Origin of the sequence: Erythrobacter sp. KY5 (genome assembly GCF_003264115.1) — a bacterium.
Taxonomy (GTDB): Bacteria; Pseudomonadota; Alphaproteobacteria; order Sphingomonadales; family Sphingomonadaceae; genus Erythrobacter.
Window position 1 is genome coordinate 1,516,458 of sequence record NZ_CP021912.1, and the last position, 15,837, is coordinate 1,532,294.

The 15,837-nt window shown below is 60.2% G+C and carries 19 protein-coding genes; 10 read left to right on the forward strand and 9 right to left on the reverse strand.

The features are described from left to right. The first annotated feature begins 43 nt into the window (after positions 1-43). A complete protein-coding gene (locus CD351_RS07125; RefSeq protein WP_111991949.1) occupies positions 44-2,179 on the forward strand; it encodes a transglycosylase domain-containing protein in 2,136 nt (711 codons plus the stop codon). Here CD351_RS07125 and CD351_RS07130 read toward each other — a convergent pair. Both CD351_RS07130 and CD351_RS07135 read right to left on the reverse strand, forming a co-directional pair. Next, on the reverse strand, positions 2,176-2,580 hold the full coding sequence (locus tag CD351_RS07130) for a PaaI family thioesterase (RefSeq protein ID WP_111991950.1): 405 nt from the start codon (positions 2,578-2,580) through the stop codon (positions 2,176-2,178). The two genes, CD351_RS07125 and CD351_RS07130, sit on opposite strands and share 4 nt — an antisense overlap. Continuing rightward, complete coding sequence (locus CD351_RS07135; protein ID WP_369880807.1) at positions 2,573-3,085, reverse strand: PaaI family thioesterase; 513 nt, start codon at positions 3,083-3,085, stop codon at positions 2,573-2,575. Before CD351_RS07135 ends, CD351_RS07130 begins: the two co-directional genes overlap by 8 nt. A 131-nt stretch (positions 3,086-3,216) precedes the next feature. Here CD351_RS07135 and CD351_RS15695 point away from each other — a divergent pair, with 131 nt between their 5' ends. Genes CD351_RS15695 through CD351_RS07145 form a run of 3 tightly spaced genes read left to right on the forward strand, consistent with a single transcriptional unit; the run spans position 3,217 to position 5,247 of the window. Further along, the gene (locus tag CD351_RS15695; protein WP_162627647.1) at positions 3,217-3,381 is read left to right on the forward strand and encodes a hypothetical protein; all 165 of its coding nucleotides are present in this window, start codon (positions 3,217-3,219) and stop codon (positions 3,379-3,381) included. A 22-nt stretch (positions 3,382-3,403) separates the two neighbouring features. Next, a complete protein-coding gene (locus tag CD351_RS07140) occupies positions 3,404-4,360 on the forward strand; it encodes a hypothetical protein (RefSeq protein ID WP_111991951.1) in 957 nt (318 codons plus the stop codon). After that, entirely contained in the window at positions 4,360-5,247 is an 888-nt protein-coding gene (locus CD351_RS07145) for a transposase (RefSeq protein ID WP_111991952.1), read from the forward strand. The genes CD351_RS07140 and CD351_RS07145 overlap by 1 nt, the downstream gene beginning before the upstream one ends. On the opposite strand, the gene ruvX is transcribed toward CD351_RS07145, so the two are convergent. The 7 genes from ruvX to pyrE are packed head-to-tail and all read right to left on the reverse strand — an operon-like array spanning position 5,244 to position 9,986. After that, entirely contained in the window at positions 5,244-5,714 is a 471-nt protein-coding gene (gene ruvX / locus CD351_RS07150; protein WP_111991953.1) for a Holliday junction resolvase RuvX, read from the reverse strand. The two genes, CD351_RS07145 and ruvX, sit on opposite strands and share 4 nt — an antisense overlap. Beyond that, positions 5,711-6,919 carry a DUF3089 domain-containing protein gene (locus CD351_RS07155; protein WP_111991954.1) on the reverse strand — a complete coding sequence of 403 codons (1,209 nt, stop codon included), beginning with the start codon at positions 6,917-6,919 and terminating at the stop codon, positions 5,711-5,713. The genes ruvX and CD351_RS07155 overlap by 4 nt, the downstream gene beginning before the upstream one ends. Positions 6,920-6,939: 20 nt before the next feature. Then, the gene (gene lepB / locus CD351_RS07160; RefSeq protein WP_111991955.1) at positions 6,940-7,917 is read right to left on the reverse strand and encodes a signal peptidase I; all 978 of its coding nucleotides are present in this window, start codon (positions 7,915-7,917) and stop codon (positions 6,940-6,942) included. Between the two features lie 24 nt (positions 7,918-7,941). Beyond that, on the reverse strand, positions 7,942-8,346 hold the full coding sequence (gene acpS, locus CD351_RS07165; protein ID WP_111991956.1) for a holo-ACP synthase: 405 nt from the start codon (positions 8,344-8,346) through the stop codon (positions 7,942-7,944). Positions 8,347-8,349: 3 nt separating this feature from the next. Next, the gene (locus CD351_RS07170) at positions 8,350-8,631 is read right to left on the reverse strand and encodes a pyridoxal phosphate biosynthetic protein (protein WP_111991957.1); all 282 of its coding nucleotides are present in this window, start codon (positions 8,629-8,631) and stop codon (positions 8,350-8,352) included. Beyond that, a complete protein-coding gene (locus tag CD351_RS07175; RefSeq protein WP_111991958.1) occupies positions 8,628-9,371 on the reverse strand; it encodes a pyridoxine 5'-phosphate synthase in 744 nt (247 codons plus the stop codon). The genes CD351_RS07170 and CD351_RS07175 overlap by 4 nt, the downstream gene beginning before the upstream one ends. 9 nt (positions 9,372-9,380) lie before the next feature. Beyond that, entirely contained in the window at positions 9,381-9,986 is a 606-nt protein-coding gene (gene pyrE / locus CD351_RS07180) for an orotate phosphoribosyltransferase (RefSeq protein ID WP_111991959.1), read from the reverse strand. 240 nt (positions 9,987-10,226) lie between these two features. On the opposite strand from pyrE, the gene coxB reads away from it, so the two are divergent. The 6 genes from coxB to CD351_RS07205 all read left to right on the forward strand — a co-directional run bounded on the left by coxB (position 10,227) and on the right by CD351_RS07205 (position 15,799). Next, the gene (gene coxB / locus CD351_RS07185; protein WP_111991960.1) at positions 10,227-11,330 is read left to right on the forward strand and encodes a cytochrome c oxidase subunit II; all 1,104 of its coding nucleotides are present in this window, start codon (positions 10,227-10,229) and stop codon (positions 11,328-11,330) included. A 60-nt stretch (positions 11,331-11,390) separates the two neighbouring features. Beyond that, positions 11,391-13,118: a cytochrome c oxidase subunit I gene (gene ctaD, locus CD351_RS07190; RefSeq protein WP_111991961.1), complete on the forward strand. Its 1,728-nt coding sequence runs from the start codon at positions 11,391-11,393 to the stop codon at positions 13,116-13,118. A gap of 87 nt (positions 13,119-13,205) precedes the next feature. Beyond that, a complete protein-coding gene (locus CD351_RS07195) occupies positions 13,206-14,174 on the forward strand; it encodes a heme o synthase (protein ID WP_111991962.1) in 969 nt (322 codons plus the stop codon). Continuing rightward, the gene (locus CD351_RS16030; RefSeq protein ID WP_007163544.1) at positions 14,171-14,296 is read left to right on the forward strand and encodes a hypothetical protein; all 126 of its coding nucleotides are present in this window, start codon (positions 14,171-14,173) and stop codon (positions 14,294-14,296) included. Before CD351_RS07195 ends, CD351_RS16030 begins: the two co-directional genes overlap by 4 nt. 3 nt (positions 14,297-14,299) lie before the next feature. Then, positions 14,300-14,896: a cytochrome c oxidase assembly protein gene (locus CD351_RS07200; RefSeq protein ID WP_111991963.1), complete on the forward strand. Its 597-nt coding sequence runs from the start codon at positions 14,300-14,302 to the stop codon at positions 14,894-14,896. 33 nt (positions 14,897-14,929) lie between these two features. Next, positions 14,930-15,799: a cytochrome c oxidase subunit 3 gene (locus CD351_RS07205; RefSeq protein ID WP_111991964.1), complete on the forward strand. Its 870-nt coding sequence runs from the start codon at positions 14,930-14,932 to the stop codon at positions 15,797-15,799. Positions 15,800-15,837 lie beyond the last annotated feature (38 nt).

The window sequence follows — 15,837 nt, forward strand, 5'->3', positions numbered from 1 at the left end:
CCCACTTGCGCAAAGCTGTGTTAGGCTGTTAATACAGTTCACCATGGCGCTTTTCGAACGATTCTGGAAACGGTCAGGCAATCGAGATCCCCAGCGCGGGGATGCAGGCTACTACGCGCTTTACGAATCGCAGCGTCCTCTCGACATCGATGATGAAGCGCCTCGACTTCGAGCGGCGGGTTCACCCGATTTCGCAGCCTGGGACGACCGTCTTTCGAGCATCGATGGCCACGTCGCTCGCGAAGAACGCAGGCGGCTTCCGTTCTGGACGAAGGATTACTGGCGCGCGCGTCGCAAGCGCTGGTGGGGCGTTCGCATTGTCGCAGCGATTTTCGCGGTGCTCATTGTCCTGTTCGCATGGCTTGCAATCACCGCACCTCTTTCAAAGAGCCTAGAACCCATTGCTGCACCTCAGGTAACGCTGCTCGCCAGCGACGGGACACCCATTGCGCGCAGCGGTGCGATGGTGGCGGAGCCGGTTGAGGTTGCAGACCTCCCCCCGCACGTGGTGCAGGCTTTCCTCGCGATTGAAGACCGGCGGTTCTATTCTCATTGGGGGATCGACCCGCGCGGCATCGCGCGCGCTGCTTGGACCGGGCGCGGCGGTGGGAGCACGATCACGCAGCAACTCGCCAAGTTCACCTTCCTCACGCCTGAGCAAAGCCTGTCGCGCAAAGCGCGCGAGGCGCTGATCGCACTGTGGCTGGAAGGATGGCTGACCAAGGACGAGATCCTGTCGCGCTATCTTTCGAACGCCTATTTTGGAGACAACCAGTACGGGCTTCGCGCCGCATCGCTCCATTACTTCTATCGACAACCGGAAAACCTGCTGCCCCAGCAGGCGGCGATGCTCGCAGGGCTGCTTCAGGCGCCGTCGCGCTACGCGCCCTCCCATCATTATGACCGAGCGAAAGCGCGGATGGATCTGGTGGTGGGCGCGATGGTCGAGGAAGGGTATCTCACCGCGGCGCAGGCCGCATCGTTGTCTGATCCCAAGCTCGACTTGCGAACAACGAACGACCTGCCCACCGGGACTTATTTTGCAGACTGGGCCCTGCCTCTCGCGCGTGAGGGCATGGAAGCTGGGTACGAACGGCAGGTGATTGAAACCACGCTCGATGCGCAATTGCAGGCGCTGGCAGGCCGGGTTGTCAGCCGTGCAGGGCTTGGCGATGCTCAGGTCGCACTGGTCGCCATGCGCCCGTCGGGTGAAGTGGTCGCAATGGTTGGCGGCAAGGATTATGCGCAAAGTCCGTTCAATCGCGCAACGCAGGCACGACGCCAGCCAGGGTCGACCTTCAAGCTGTTTGTTTATCTCGCCGCGCTGGAAGCTGGCTGGTCGCCAGAGGACAGGATCGCCAACACCGCCATCGAAGCGGGCTCCTACCGGCCCAAAAACGCGCGCGAGCGCTATTCGGAGACCATCACGTTGGAAGATGCCTTTGCCTCGTCCAGCAATGTCGCAGCGGTTCGGCTGTTCAATGAGGTCGGCAGTGAGCGAGTGATCAGCACGGCGCGTTCGCTCGGCGTCACGTCGAAACTGCCTGAGGGCGATCCAAGCCTGGCGCTTGGCACCTCGAGCATGACTTTGCTCGAACTGACGACCGCCTATGCCGGGGTGGCTGCCAATCGGTTCCCGGTCAGGGCCCGTGCGTTCGAGCAAGAGGAACAGGGCTGGTGGGAATGGCTCACCACTCCGATCGACAGCGCTTCGGACCGAACACACGAGGATATCGAGCGCATGCTGCGCGCGGCAATCAACCGGGGGACGGGTGAGGCTGCGGAGCTGCCCATCGCGAATTATGGCAAAACCGGGACCACTCAGAATTACCGGGATGCCCTGTTCGTTGGTTATGCGGGAGACCTGGTTGTCGGCGTATGGGTCGGTAATGACGACAATTCGCCGCTCGATCGCGTGACCGGGGGCGGGCTCCCAGCGCGCATCTGGAAGGACTTCATGCGCGGCGCTCTCAACCTGCCGGCACCGCGGCCAAGCGCCTCGCCCGACCCTGAAGGTCCGGTGCAGCCCTTCGATATCGGAGAAGGTGAGGAAATCCCGCTGGGTGAAGATGGCACGGTTCTGCGGTTCGAAGAGGACGGGGTCGTCCTCTCACAGGATGGCGTGCCGGTTGAGATTCGAATTGACGAAAACGGCTTCAACATCGACCCGATAGACTAGCCGGTCCCTGTTTCCGCCATCAGTATATTCATGACAGCGCTAGCAATCGGGCGGTCGCGATCGTCCTGCCATACCTCGACCGTCAAGTTGGCGTTTCGCCGACCGATCCGTGTGATGCGCCCCTTCGCGAAACTCGCCTGCGACTTACCGGCAGACAGGTACTGAACGGTGATATTGACCGGCTTCAGCTGTGCATCCCGGCCATCCTCCTGAAGCCGTGCGCGGAGCGCAGCGTAGCCGGCATTCTCCAGCAATCCTGCGGTCGCACCCCCGTGATAATGAGCAGGACGCCCTTCGACTGACGAACCGAAATCCACCGTCAGAACCGGAACGCCGTCTTCCATTGCGTGGAGTCTGATCCCGAGTGCGTTGGCATATGCAGGCAGTTCCATGTCACTCATCGCCAGTCCCCGCTTCGCTGGCTTCACCTTGGCCGGTCACGATCTTGCGTGACCGGGGGTCCTTGCTCAGCGTCATGAAAACGCCTGCCATTGTCGCAAGCTGATCGTTGGCGTCGCCGTCGTGAGCGAACCCCCGAACAAAAGCGGCAGAGCGGGTGATGCGATGGCATTCGACGCGCCCCCAGATCGCACTGCGTTCTCGCGAGGCGCGCTGGTAATCCACTCTCAGATCAAGCGTTGCAATGGGCATGAAAGCGCCTTTGGTCGTCCAGATTGCCATCCCGCTGGCCATGTCCATCAAGCTGATGACGGGACCAGATGCGAGCACCGCGCGGTCCGGTTCGCCGATCAGGTCCTCTCGCCAAGGCAGCTTGAGTTCGACCCAGTTGTCGCCGTGGGCGCTGTATTCTAGGCCCAGCCAGCCCGAATGACCATGCTGGAAAAACATCTTCCCCGCAGCCTCGACGTCGAAGCCTTGCGTCGGAGTCCGGCTTCTTTCGCTCATTTCCGCAAGTTTCTTTGAAATTTACTAATCATTACAATCCTTTAATTTCACGCACCGGGAGTTTTCTTGCAGCCATCCATGTGCATCGGCGCTTCTCGCCCGGTGCGGGATCAGTAGCAAGGAGAAGTAAAATGCCAAAGATCGAGCTGGCCAGTATTCCTGGCCTCGAAACAGCACAGGCGCTGTACGGAGCGGTCAGCGACAAGGTCGCGACCTACGACGATTCGATCATTTCACTCATGGTCTATGTCTACGATGTAGCGCCCCCGCCACCACCGCCGCCCGGCATCTTTTGATCGCTACGGGATGGCTGAGTAGATGATTGTTCATCCTGCCATAGCAAAGCTGCGGAGCGATCACGCTTTGCAGCTTTGCGCCCGTGCCGAGATGACGTCGGCTCATGATGCCTGGCTTCAGCGCAGCGATGTTCGCGCTGTTGATCGCGACATCCGCAGCTATTCCGAGGGACAGGCCTTGGAGGCATTACCGACGCTTGGCGGATTGATCGGCGACCTTGCGCGAGGAAAGGCGTTTGCGCATGGAATGATCGATCAGTTCGTCCCGGCATTGCGCAGCCAATCGCTCGGAGAAGTTCCTTTGCGGCATACTTCGACAGCCGGCTTTGCGCGAATGCAGCTGATGAAGCAGGGCGGGGTGGTGCTATCGCTTTGCGTGTACGAACCGGCAACGGCGAACCGCCAAGCCAACTGGGCCCAGTTTGCCGATTGCGAGCTGTGCGAACTGGTTTTGGCCGGTTCGGCGACTGGCCGGATGCACAGGATCGTTCACAACGGGTTGGGGCAAGGCGGCATCCGTTCAACAGACCTGAACGTGGGCGAGGGCAGTTTTCTTGCGCCAAAGCCTCGCGTCGAAGCGCGGCAATTCGAAGTGGTGCACCGTTCTTTGCTGGTGCTTCAGTTGACCCGCACGCGCCCCAATCCCCGCGCAACTCGCGAGCTGCGCCTAAGCGATGGCGCGCTGGTACGGGAGGTAAGCGCGGATCGGCGGGCGAGCGAGAAGATGATGGCGCTAGGTGTCCTGGGGGCGCTCGGCATGGATCGCACAATCGATCCGATCACGGCATTTGCTCGCGATCTTGATCAGGACAAGCACGCGCGATGGGAAGCGGCGCGTCAGTTGCTGGCGCTGGATGGCGAGGCTGGCTGGCTGGTTCTCAATGAAATTGCACACAGACCTGAAGATCCTCTCGCCCAGCCTTCAAGATCGCTGATGGCCCAATTGCGCGAACAGCACGAAATCCCGGAGGCACAGTGATGCCGCTGCTTTTTGATCTTGGCGAAGATGCCCCCTGTTCTCTTGCCGAAGCGGTCGAGGCTCTCGCCGCGATAGATTTCGACCCTCGGGATGAAGGTGCGACGCTTGAAGCTGCTCGCTGGCTTAGGAGATTGAGCAGCAACCGCGAGTTCCTCGCAGACGTCCTTCTGGACCGCCTTGCCGGGCGGACTTTGGGTGAGATCGAAAGCGGGTACGGCCCGCAGGCTGTCGTACTTTCCCCGTTACGAGGGAGCATGTTTCTGCGCGCCAATATCTGGCCTGCCGAAAGCGATCTGAGCTTTCAGAACTCCGGCGCGAAGACGTTCGTCTACGGAGTGCCGCACGACCACAATTTCTCGTTTCTGACGACAGGATATCTCGGCCCCGGCTATCGAAGCGATTACTTCGAATACGATTATGACAAGGTTCGCGGCGTGCCCGGCGAAGAAGCGGGCCTGCGCTTCATCGAACGCAGCGCTCTCCATGAGGGCAAGACCATACTTTACCGCGCACACACCGATGTGCACTCGCAATTGCCGCCCGAAAGCCTCTCGGTCTCGCTCAATGTCATGCATGTCGACCCGGCACAGTGCTGGCACGATCAATATGGCTTTGAACTCGAAAGTGGGACGATCACGCGCGTGCTCAGCCCCAACGCGACCGAGGTATTCCTGCGCACCGCCGTGGCGAGCGGATCTGAAATCGCGCTGGATTATGCTGAGTGGATAGGCCGCACCCATCCAAGCGACAGGTTGCGGCTTGCCAGCTTTGAGGCGCGCAGCGGCATTTCCTGCAATCGGCACGCGCTGTGGGCAGAGGCGGAACGCTCAGGGAGCCTTATGGTCTCGGCTGTCGCCAAACAGAAGCGCCAGGCAATCGAGGCTTAAAGGACACCTCCGGCCAGACGATCAATCGCGCCCTGCAGAATTACGGCAGCCGCATGGCTGTCGATTGCTTCGGCGCGTTTCCTGCGGCTCATATCCTGCCCGATCATCGCGGCCTCGGCGCTTTGCGTGGACCAGCGTTCATCCCAGAGGAGGAGCGGGAGCGCAAATGCGTCTTGCGCATTGCGAGCAAAGGCACGGCTTGCCTGAGCGCGGGGACCCTCGCTTCCATCCATGTTGCGTGGGAGGCCTAGGACGATCCCTTTGACCTCACGTTCGGCAATAAGGGCGCCAATCCGCTCGCGATCCTTGCCCCATTTGCTTCGGCCAAGGGTTTTGCCATTGGTCGCAAAGCGCCATCCCGCGTCGCAGAAGGCGGTGCCGATCGTCTTGGTGCCAAGGTCGAGCCCAAGAAGAACGCCGCCATCGGGCAGTGCCTGGCCGAACTCGGCTGCGTCCTCGGTAATCAGTTTGCGTCACCCGATGCGCGCGCGAAGGCACCTGCACGCCTTGCGACATCGGCCTTGGTGTTGGCCCAGAACAGCGGGATGTCGTAGACATGATAGTTGTTCCCGGGCAGCACATAGGACCCCATTTTGGGCGGGTCGCCGATGAGCAGTAATCCGCGATCATCGCAGCGTGCAGGAACTGCGCCTGCCACAAGCTCGCCGGTCGAGATGGAATCGTCGGGAACAAGTGTGCCGAGATTCGCGCTTGCCTGCGCGCTTCCACCGAACGTCCCGGTGATCGGATTGGTGCAAAGGATCTGGCTGTCACCGCGCGGCTGACCATCGAAGCCGGTCGAATTGGCGTAAGTCTCCATGACAGCGGACGGGTCCGCTGGTTCGGCAAAGCTCGACCATGACAGGATGCAACCTGTCTGGGCGGGCGTGGCGCAGGCAGCAAAGCCGAGCGATGGAACGTCGCGTTCGACCGAAATCGGCCATCCAATCGCATAGGCCGCCACGAGGCGTCGGCTGACATCAGAGCCGTTCACCTCTTCACGCAGCAGGCGCAGAAGATGCAACGCGCCCTGGCTGTGCCCCGCCAGAACGATCGGGATATCGTCGTCGATTGACGAGAGGAAATAGCGATAAGCCTCAAGCACGTCGGCGTAAGCGGCGTCGATGGCCTGCTCGCCCTCTGGCGCGTCAGTGAGGAATGAACCCATGGTCGCCTGGCGGTATCGCGGTGCCCAGATTTCGTCGGCTGCGTTGAACGGACTTGCCATGCCGCGCACATAGATGCGTGCGACGCGTTCGGCCTCTTCGTCGCCAATCGGCGCGTTCCAGTTGTCACGGCTGAGATAGCTGGTCGGGTGGATGAAGAAGACGGCGAAATCGGGCACGTCGCCGCTCGTACCAAGTTCGCTAGATTCAGGGTCCACGGGACGCGACCCGGCGGCCTGGCGCGCGGTCAATTCCTCAGGACGCGCGGTTGCCTCCGCCAAAGCCGGCTGCCAGCGGGCTGGATCGTTTACGCCGATGCCGGGACGCGAATACCAAAGGGCGGGGTCCTGATAGGCGTTGGCTTCCAGCGGCTGTGTCGGAGTGAAGTCAGCGCTTGGGACGAGCGCGAATTCGGCAAGTTCGTCCTGAAACATCTCGTAGCCGATACGCAGCCCGAGAAATAGGACGATCACCACCGCCACGAAATAGAGGAATTTCCTTGCCATTGGCGTCCTTGCCCCTTGGGTTATTCAGCCACTTCGCGAGCGCGTTCGCCATCTTCGGCGAGCGCCGGGCGCAGCGTAGTCCATGCGCGCTCGCCCCGCATCGCAGAGAACCACGTCAACGGGTTCCACGTCGCAGAGCCGTCGAGAGAGAAGGTGATGAATTCAGCGCGACCTCCGATATTTTCGAGCGGAATGCCGCCCCCAAGTCCGCGTGCCTGAGCAGGTGCTCGGCTGTCTGCGCTTTCATCACGGTTATCGCCCATTACGAAAACATGGCCCTCGGGAACCGCATAGGGACCGAAATTGTCGAGATCATTAGCGCCCGAACGCGTGCGACTCTGGTCGACATGATCAATGATCAGATATGTCGCACCGTTCGGCAGAGTTTCACGGTAAGTAGGCGGTTCGAAGAACTGCTCGCCGCTCTCGCTGCGCACGCGGTAAGGTTCGAAAGCGGTTAGGCAGGGGCCGTTCTCGCACATCAATTCCGGTTCAAACGGAATGCGCACCGGTGGAACCACTTCGCGTTTTACCGGCGTGCCATTCAGGATCACGCGACCGTCACGCACTTCGACCGTATCGCCGGGCAGGGCGATCACGCGCTTGATGTAATCCTCGTCGCGTGTCGGGTGCACGGGTATGACGATGTCGCCATATTCGGGCGTCGAGCCGAATATGCGCCAATCGCCGCGCGGAAGCAGGTGAAAGCTCGCTGAAGCCCAGGACCAGCCATAGGGATACTTGCTCACCACCAGGCGGTCACCGACATGCAGGCTCGGCATCATCGAGGTCGACGGAATGTAAAAGGGCTTGGCGACGAGGCTGTGGAACGCGAGCACTGCAAACAGCATCAGCGCAAGGCCGCGCAATTCGGCGAACCAATCGACCTTGTCGTTTTCTTCCTCTTTTTTCTGCGCGAGCTGTTGCTTCAGCTCGACATGGGGATGCACGTCTGCCTTCTGGTCCGTGTCGGAAGCGGGCGTATTGGTCTGGCTCAAAGTCGGTGTTCGTTTCTTTTCGGATCAGCTTTTGGGCAAAGCTTCGATGATGACGAAGCACTGCGCCCATGGATGATCGTCCGTGAGGGTGAGATGAATGTGCGCCTCATGGCCCGGTGGCGTCAATTCTTCAAGCCGCTTCGCAGCCCCGCCGGTGAGCGCCAGCGTCGGCGCGCCGGACGGAGCGTTCACCACGCCGATATCCTTCATGAAGACACCGCGCCTGAAACCTGTACCAACCGCTTTGCTGAATGCCTCCTTGGCGGCAAAGCGTTTCGCATAGGTTCCAGCGATCGTGTAGGGGCGCTTGCGAGCCTTGGCGCGTTCTACCTCTGTAAAGACGCGATTTTCAAACCGCTCCCCGTAGCGGGCGAGCGAATTGCCAATGCGTTCGATGTTGCACAGGTCTGAACCCAGGCCGATGATCATAGGTTATAGAGCCCTAGAAAAGCTGAGGACGAGCAAGGCGAGACCGATGATGTGAATCATGACCTGCGCCTTGAAGATCGGGTGGGCGAAATCGCCATTCGCGAACTTGAGCGCTCCGACGAATCCGAAAATCTGCAAGGCGACCCATCCAATCGCAAAGGGGCGAAGTACCCCGGTATTCAGCGCAAAGCCGAGGAAGCCAATCGCGATCAGGAACAGGAGCGCTGCAAGACCGGCCCAAAGTTTCTGCGCCGGGGCAAGGGTGGGAAGGTCCGGTTCGCTCATCCGCGTGCCTCGTCCATCAGTTCGCGCATCCGGCGGATCGCTGGTTCGAGCCCAGAAAAGATCGCTTCACCGATCAAATAATGCCCGATATTGAGTTCGGCGATCTGCGGGATGGCGGCGATCGGCTGGACATTATCATAAGTCAGCCCGTGGCCGGCATGCGGTTCGATCCCGTTCTTGGCGGCCAGCGCCGCCATGTCGGTGATTCGGTGCAACTCCTTTGCGGTGCGTTCGCTGTCGCCATCAAGAATGGCGTGCGCATATTCACCGGTGTGGAACTCGACTACAGGCACGCCCAATTGCAAAGCAGCATCGAGCTGGCGCTCGTCCGCTTCGATGAACAGTGACACGCGGATGCCGTGGTCCTTCAATCGGTACACAATCGGCGTAAGCGTGTTGTGCAGTCCTGCTGCGTCAAGGCCGCCCTCGGTCGTGCGCTCCTCGCGTTTTTCCGGAACGATACAAGCTGCATGCGGTTTGTGGCGCAGCGCGATCTCGAGCATTTCCTCGGTCGCTGCCATCTCAAGGTTCAGCGGAAGGTCGGTCGCGTCCTGAATGCGAGCAAGGTCTTCGTCCCGGATATGCCGGCGATCTTCGCGCAGGTGAGCCGTTATCCCATCGCCGCCAACCTCGGCGACGATCTGTGCAGCTCGAACAGGGTCAGGATGATCACCTCCGCGCGCATTACGGATGGTCGCGACGTGGTCGATATTGACGCCGAGGCGGAGAGGGTTGGTCATTGGCGCTGTTTATTCCTTGCGGCTTCCCGGTTTCGTGACAGCTACGCGGGCAAGCTCTTCCGGGATTTCATCTTCTGCGTAAGTCGGGAAATCGAACGCTGCGAGAGGATAGAAGGGCACGCCCAAATCGACCGAGCCCATCGAGCGGTCGATAAGCGAGCATTCGGCAATCACCTCGCCGCCTTCCTTGCCCACTGCCGCGATTGCCTCGCGGCTGGAAAGTCCGGTGGTCACGACATCTTCAACCATCAAGACCTTGGCGCCCGGTTCCAACGCGAATCCCCGGCGCAGATGAAAGACGCCATCGGGCCGCTCGAGAAAGAGGGCGTCTTTCCTGAGCACGCGCGCAACTTCATGGCCGATGATGATCCCGCCCATTGCCGGTGAAACCACGACGTCGACTTGTGCAATGACGTCATCCGGTATGGCGTTGACTACAGCCTGAGCCAGACGTCCGGCGCGGTGCGGGTTCATCAGCACGCGCGCGCATTGCAGGTAGTGACCGCTATGACGGCCTGACGAAAGTTTGAAGTGCCCTTCGAGAAGCGCGCCAGAGTTGCGAAACTCGGCAAGAACATCGTCCAGGGTCGAAGGAATGGTCTCGTTTGAAGTCATGGCAGGTGCAGTTTCGAAGCTCTTGTTAACTGGGATCGAAGGGATGTTGCGGAGGCTGATTGCGCCAACAACATGTGGGAGTGCATAATTTTCTCCCTAGAAGCGCTTGAGGCACTGGGCAAGCGCGGCTAAGGGGAACCCGAAGATGGCTGGAATGCCATCGACGCGCGGGGCGTTCAGTGCTTTTGACAAAGACACGAAACAGCCCGCACATGGGATAAATTTTTGAACCGATTAGGCATGATTATGGGTCACGCACTCGACCGCATGAAGTTTGGAATTGTCGCTCTTATGGCAGCGGTGATGGCATTCGGCCTCGCTTTTGCTGCTCCGCAGGCGATCGCGCAGGACGCATCGGGCACCGATGTTGGTGGCGGCGCTGCTGGCGCGGCTGCCGATGCTGACGCGGCGGCTGCTGCGGCTGACGCATTCGAAGGCGGTGTCGAAGCGCCGACCGGCGAAGTGAACGCTGCTTTTGCAGGTGGATACGCGCCCATGGCCCCGACCGAAGGCAAGGGCATGCCGACTTCCTATCAGGAAGACGCTCTCAAGAGCATGACCTTCCAGGATCAGTACACCGCTGATGGTGCCTATGCGCTTGGGATGCACGATTACATTTTGATGCCGGTCATCACGGTGATCAGCCTGTTCGTGCTTTTCCTGCTGCTTTACGCGGTGGTGAAGTTCCGCCGCGGCGCCAACCCGGTCGCTTCGAAGACGACTCACAACACGATGATCGAGGTCGTCTGGACGATCGTTCCGGTCATCATCCTCGTTATCATCGCTGTCCCATCGATCACGCTGCTCGCGCGCCAGTATGAGACCCCGCCTGAAGAGGCGATCACTATCAAAGCTGTCGGATACCAGTGGTATTGGGGTTACGAATATCCCGACCACGACGTCGAAGTGATTTCGAACATGCTCGAAGCCGACGAGGCTCTGAGCCGTGGTGAGCCTTACCAGCTCGCAGTGGACAACCGCATGGTTGTTCCCGCCGGAGTGCCGCTGCGCATCCAGACCACTGCCGCAGACGTAATTCATGCATTCGCAGTGCCTTCGCTCTGGTTCAAACAGGACGCAGTTCCCGGTCGCCTCAACGAGCGCATGCTCGTAATCGAAGAGCCGGGCGTCTATTACGGCCAGTGCTCTGAGCTTTGCGGTTCGCGCCACGGCTATATGCCGATCACTGTCGAAGCGCTTCCGATGGAGCAATTCGAAGCCTGGGTTGTAGAGCAGGGTGGCAGCATTCCGGGTTCGGCCGAACTCGAAGACAACAACGATCCGATTGAAACGGGCGACGAATCGCCTGAAGCAGCGGATCCGGAAGAAGCTGCCGACGCGTAATTCGCGCCAGACAGCCGACTAGAAACGACGATTAAAGTACGAACGCGAGAGACCAAACAGATGGCCACAACCGCAGACGATTTCGCACCAGGCGCCGGCGCTCACGCAGGTCACGGTGGAGACCATGATCACGATCATGCGGACCACAAGCCGGGCTTTTTTGCCCGCTGGTTCATGTCGACCAACCACAAGGATATTGGTTCGCTCTACCTGATCTTCGCGATTATCGCGGGCGTCATCGGTGGCGCGATTTCGGGCATCATGCGTGTCGAGCTCGCCGAGCCTGGCATTCAGTACCTCCAGTGGTGGGCCCAGTTCATGGGCGGCGCGAATGACATCAACACCGCGCTCCACATGTGGAACGTGTTTATCACCGCGCACGGTCTTATCATGGTGTTCTTCATGGTCATGCCGGCCATGATCGGTGGTTTTGGTAACTGGTTCGTCCCGCTCATGATCGGTGCGCCTGACATGGCGTTCCCGCGCATGAACAACGTATCGTTCTGGTTGACCGTTGCCGGTTTCTTCAGCCTCCTCTTCTCACTCTTCGTTCCCGGCGGCTCGGGTCCGGGTGCGGGTGTTGGCTGGACCGTTTACGCGCCGCTTTCGACCACCGGTTCGCCGGGTCCTGCGGTCGACTTCGCGATCTTCTCGCTGCACCTTGCGGGCGCTGGCTCGATCCTTGGCGCGACCAACTTCATCACGACCATCTTCAACATGCGCGCGCCGGGCATGACCCTGCACAAGATGCCGCTGTTCGTGTGGTCGGTGCTGGTCACTGCATTCCTGCTGCTGCTCGCGCTTCCGGTGCTTGCTGCCGCGATCACCATGCTGCTGACCGACCGTAACTTCGGCACGACCTTCTTCGATCCTGCCGGTGGCGGTGACCCAGTTCTTTATCAGCACCTGTTCTGGTTCTTTGGTCACCCGGAAGTGTACATCATGATCCTGCCGGGCTTCGGCATGATTTCGCAGATCGTTGCGACCTTCAGCCGCAAGCCGGTCTTCGGCTACCTCGGCATGGCTTACGCCATGGTCGCTATCGGCGTCGTCGGCTTCATCGTGTGGGCGCACCACATGTATACGGTTGGCCTCGACGTAAACACGAAGATGTACTTCACTGCCGCAACGATGGTGATCGCCGTTCCGACGGGTGTGAAGATCTTCAGCTGGATCGCGACGATGTGGGGCGGCAGCCTCGAATTCAAGTCGCCGATGGTCTGGTCGCTGGGCTTCATCTTCCTGTTCACCGTCGGCGGTGTGACCGGTGTTGTGCTCGCCAATGGCGGCATCGACGACAACCTTCACGACACCTACTATGTGGTTGCTCACTTCCACTACGTGCTGTCGATGGGTGCCGTGTTCTCGATGTTCGCAGGCTTCTATTACTGGTTCCCGAAGATGAGCGGCCGGATGCACTCCGAACTGCTCAGCCACATCCACTTCTGGACCTTCTTCGTCGGCGTGAACGTGATCTTCTTCCCGCAGCACTTCCTCGGAATGCAGGGCATGCCGCGTCGCTATCCCGACTACGCAGAAGCCTACACGTTCTGGCACGAGATCAGCACTTACGGCTACTACATCATGGCCGGTTCGATGATCTTCTTCTTCGTCAACATCGCTTACGCGCTGATGGCTGGTAAAAAGGCCGAGGGTAATCCATGGGGCGAAGGCGCGACCACGCTTGAGTGGACCCTGCCGAGCCCGCCGCCGTACCACCAGTTCGAAACCCTTCCCGTGATCGAGGACCATCACGATTACCACGATCACCGTCCGGCAACGGCCTGAGGTTGAGGGTTGCCTGCGCAGGTGGGCGAACAGACAAGAAAAGGAGGGGGCGCGCCGCAAGGTGCGCTCTCTCTCACAGATACGACAATGAACCAGACCGCTGACATCATTCCTGGCGAAAACGCGACACGCGCGGTTGCTGCAAAGCTGCCGACCGAATGGCGCGACTTCTTCACGCTGACCAAGCCGCGGGTCATGACGCTGGTGATCTTCACCGCGATCTGCGGGCTTTTGGCTGCGCCCGGTTCCATCCATCCGGTGCTTGGTTTCACCGCTGTACTCGCGATTGCGATGGGTGCAGGCGGGTCTGCGGCTCTCAACCACTGGTGGGAAGCCGACCTCGACGCGGGGATGAAGCGCACCGCTAACCGCCCGCTCCCCGGAGGCCGCATGCGCCGCGAGGATGCGCGCGACTTCGGCATTTTCCTTTCGGCAGTGTCCGTCTTCGTCATGGGTGTTGCGATAGGATGGCTTGCCGCTGGACTGCTGTTCGCGGCCATCATTTACTACGCAGTCATCTACACGATGTGGCTCAAGCCGCGCACGCCGCAGAATATCGTCATTGGTGGCGGCTCGGGCGCGTTTCCTCCGCTGATCGGATGGGTTGCAGTCACCGGCGAACTCACCGCAATGCCGATCCTGCTGTTCGCGATCATCTTCATGTGGACGCCGCCGCACTTCTGGGCGCTCGCGCTCTTCGTGAAGACGGATTACGCAAATGTCGGCATTCCGATGATGCCGGTGGTTAAGGGCGAGCGACACACTCGCCACCAGATCCTTGCCTACACCGTTCTGCTCGCCCCGGTTGCGGTCGCTCCGTGGCTGATCGGCGGGACGAGCTGGATTTACGGTTCGTTCGCCGTCGCGCTTTCAATCCTGTTTTTCGCGCTCGCCTGGCCTGTCGGGGTTCGCGATCGTCAGGAAGGCGAGGACATGAAGCCGGAAATACGGCTGTTCAAATTCTCAATCTACTACCTCTTCAACCTGTTCGCAGCGTTGGTTGCTGATCGCGTGCTTGAGAACAATGGGATCATCGGCGCAGGGATGCTCGCATGACGCCTGACGAAGAAACCGAATTCAAGCGCCGCCAGAAGGCACGCAACTACGTGGTCGGCGGAACGCTCCTGTTCTTCGCCGTGCTGTTCTACGCCATCACCATGGTCCGGATCGGCGACTGATCGATGGCGAGCGCTCCCCTTCACGACGATACCGCGCGCAAGAACCTGCGCACCGGCATCCTCGCGATGCTGGGCGCGCTGGCAATGCTCGGCATGGGCTATGCGGCTGTACCGCTCTACGACCTGTTCTGCCGTGTCACTGGGTTCGGCGGGACCACGCAAGTGGCGAGCGAAGCAGACGCCAACCGCGCAGCCTCGATGGGCCTTGGCCGCGAAATCTCGATCCGCTTCGATGCCTCGATGGCGCGCGACGTGCCTTGGGAGTTCAAGCCGACCCAGTCGACCGACACCGTTCGCATCGGCCAGCGCGACATGGCCACCTACACTGCTCGCAACCTGTCGGACGAACCGATCACCGGCACCGCGACCTTCAATGTCGAACCCGCACAGGCGGGCGCTTACTTCAACAAGATCCAGTGCTTCTGCTTTACCGAGCAGACGCTCGCACCGGGGCAGGAAGTCACCATGCCGGTGCTCTATTACGTCGATCCGGCGATCCTCGAAGACGACGTGATCGCCGACGTTGAACAGATTACCTTGAGTTACACTTTTCACCGCGCGAAAGAGCCCGTATCGAGTGCTCTTGACCACTCGCAATAAGTCACACGCATCCTAGGGACGGGAACGACCATTATGGCTGGCAACGTAAACCACGACTATCACATTCTTGAGCCCGATATCTGGCCGCTGGTCGGCTCGATCTCGGCTCTCAGCTTCACCAGCGGAATGGTGCTCAATTTCTACCCTGACCTGTTCGGTTCGGTCGGTTCAATCGTGATGTATCTCGGTCTCGCCGGCCTGATTGCGACCTTCTTCATGTGGTTCAAGAACATCGTGGTCGAGGCAGAGCGCGGTGATCACACCCCGGTCGTGCAGCTGCACATGCGCTACGGCATGATCCTGTTCATCGCTTCCGAAGTCATGTTCTTCGTCGGCTGGTTCTGGAGCTTCTTCGACTTCGCGCTGTTCCCGACCGCGCTCGAATATGACCCATCGGCTGACACCACGCGCAGCCTCTTCGGCGAAGAAGGCGCGATCGCGCAGTTCATCCCGGCGAACATGGAAGTGCTCGACCCGTTCAGCCTTCCGCTGCTAAACACCCTGATCCTGCTGTGCTCGGGTACCACCGTTACCTGGGCGCACCACGCTCTGATCCACGGTGATCGCGAAGGTCTCAAGCAGGGCCTCTGGGCGACTGTTGCTCTCGGCATCCTGTTCAGCTTCATCCAGGCTTACGAGTACAGCGTTGCTCCGTTCGGCTTTGGCGGCAACACCTACTCCTCAGCCTTCTATATGGCGACCGGCTTCCACGGCTTCCACGTTCTGATCGGAACGATCTTCCTCGCGGTTTGCCTGTTCCGCGCCTACAAGGGCCACTTCACCCCGCGCCAGCACTTCGGTTTCGAAGCGGCTGCGTGGTACTGGCACTTCGTTGACGTGGTGTGGCTGTTCCTCTTCATCGTCGTCTACATCTGGGGCGGCTGGGGCGCTGAATACCATTGATGAGCGGGGCCAATGGCCCTGACCAAGCCAAAGGGCAG

Bases quoted from the DNA above. Each gene is read 5' to 3' on its own strand.
- coxB (WP_111991960.1), top strand. From the start codon at position 10,227: ATGATTATGGGTCACGCACTCGACCGCATGAAGTTTGGAATTGTCGCT.
- CD351_RS07175 (WP_111991958.1), bottom strand. From the start codon at position 9,371: ATGACCAACCCTCTCCGCCTCGGCGTCAATATCGACCACGTCGCGACC.
- CD351_RS07200 (WP_111991963.1), top strand. From the start codon at position 14,300: ATGGCGAGCGCTCCCCTTCACGACGATACCGCGCGCAAGAACCTGCGC.
- CD351_RS16030 (WP_007163544.1), top strand. From the start codon at position 14,171: ATGACGCCTGACGAAGAAACCGAATTCAAGCGCCGCCAGAAGGCACGC.
- CD351_RS07155 (WP_111991954.1), bottom strand. From the start codon at position 6,919: ATGGCAAGGAAATTCCTCTATTTCGTGGCGGTGGTGATCGTCCTATTT.
- CD351_RS07145 (WP_111991952.1), top strand. From the start codon at position 4,360: ATGCCGCTGCTTTTTGATCTTGGCGAAGATGCCCCCTGTTCTCTTGCC.
- CD351_RS07140 (WP_111991951.1), top strand. From the start codon at position 3,404: ATGATTGTTCATCCTGCCATAGCAAAGCTGCGGAGCGATCACGCTTTG.
- CD351_RS07205 (WP_111991964.1), top strand. From the start codon at position 14,930: ATGGCTGGCAACGTAAACCACGACTATCACATTCTTGAGCCCGATATC.
- acpS (WP_111991956.1), bottom strand. From the start codon at position 8,346: ATGATCATCGGCCTGGGTTCAGACCTGTGCAACATCGAACGCATTGGC.
- CD351_RS07125 (WP_111991949.1), top strand. From the start codon at position 44: ATGGCGCTTTTCGAACGATTCTGGAAACGGTCAGGCAATCGAGATCCC.
- CD351_RS07195 (WP_111991962.1), top strand. From the start codon at position 13,206: ATGAACCAGACCGCTGACATCATTCCTGGCGAAAACGCGACACGCGCG.
- pyrE (WP_111991959.1), bottom strand. From the start codon at position 9,986: ATGACTTCAAACGAGACCATTCCTTCGACCCTGGACGATGTTCTTGCC.
- CD351_RS07170 (WP_111991957.1), bottom strand. From the start codon at position 8,631: ATGAGCGAACCGGACCTTCCCACCCTTGCCCCGGCGCAGAAACTTTGG.
- CD351_RS15695 (WP_162627647.1), top strand. From the start codon at position 3,217: ATGCCAAAGATCGAGCTGGCCAGTATTCCTGGCCTCGAAACAGCACAG.
- ctaD (WP_111991961.1), top strand. From the start codon at position 11,391: ATGGCCACAACCGCAGACGATTTCGCACCAGGCGCCGGCGCTCACGCA.
- CD351_RS07130 (WP_111991950.1), bottom strand. From the start codon at position 2,580: ATGAGTGACATGGAACTGCCTGCATATGCCAACGCACTCGGGATCAGA.
- CD351_RS07135 (WP_369880807.1), bottom strand. From the start codon at position 3,085: ATGAGCGAAAGAAGCCGGACTCCGACGCAAGGCTTCGACGTCGAGGCT.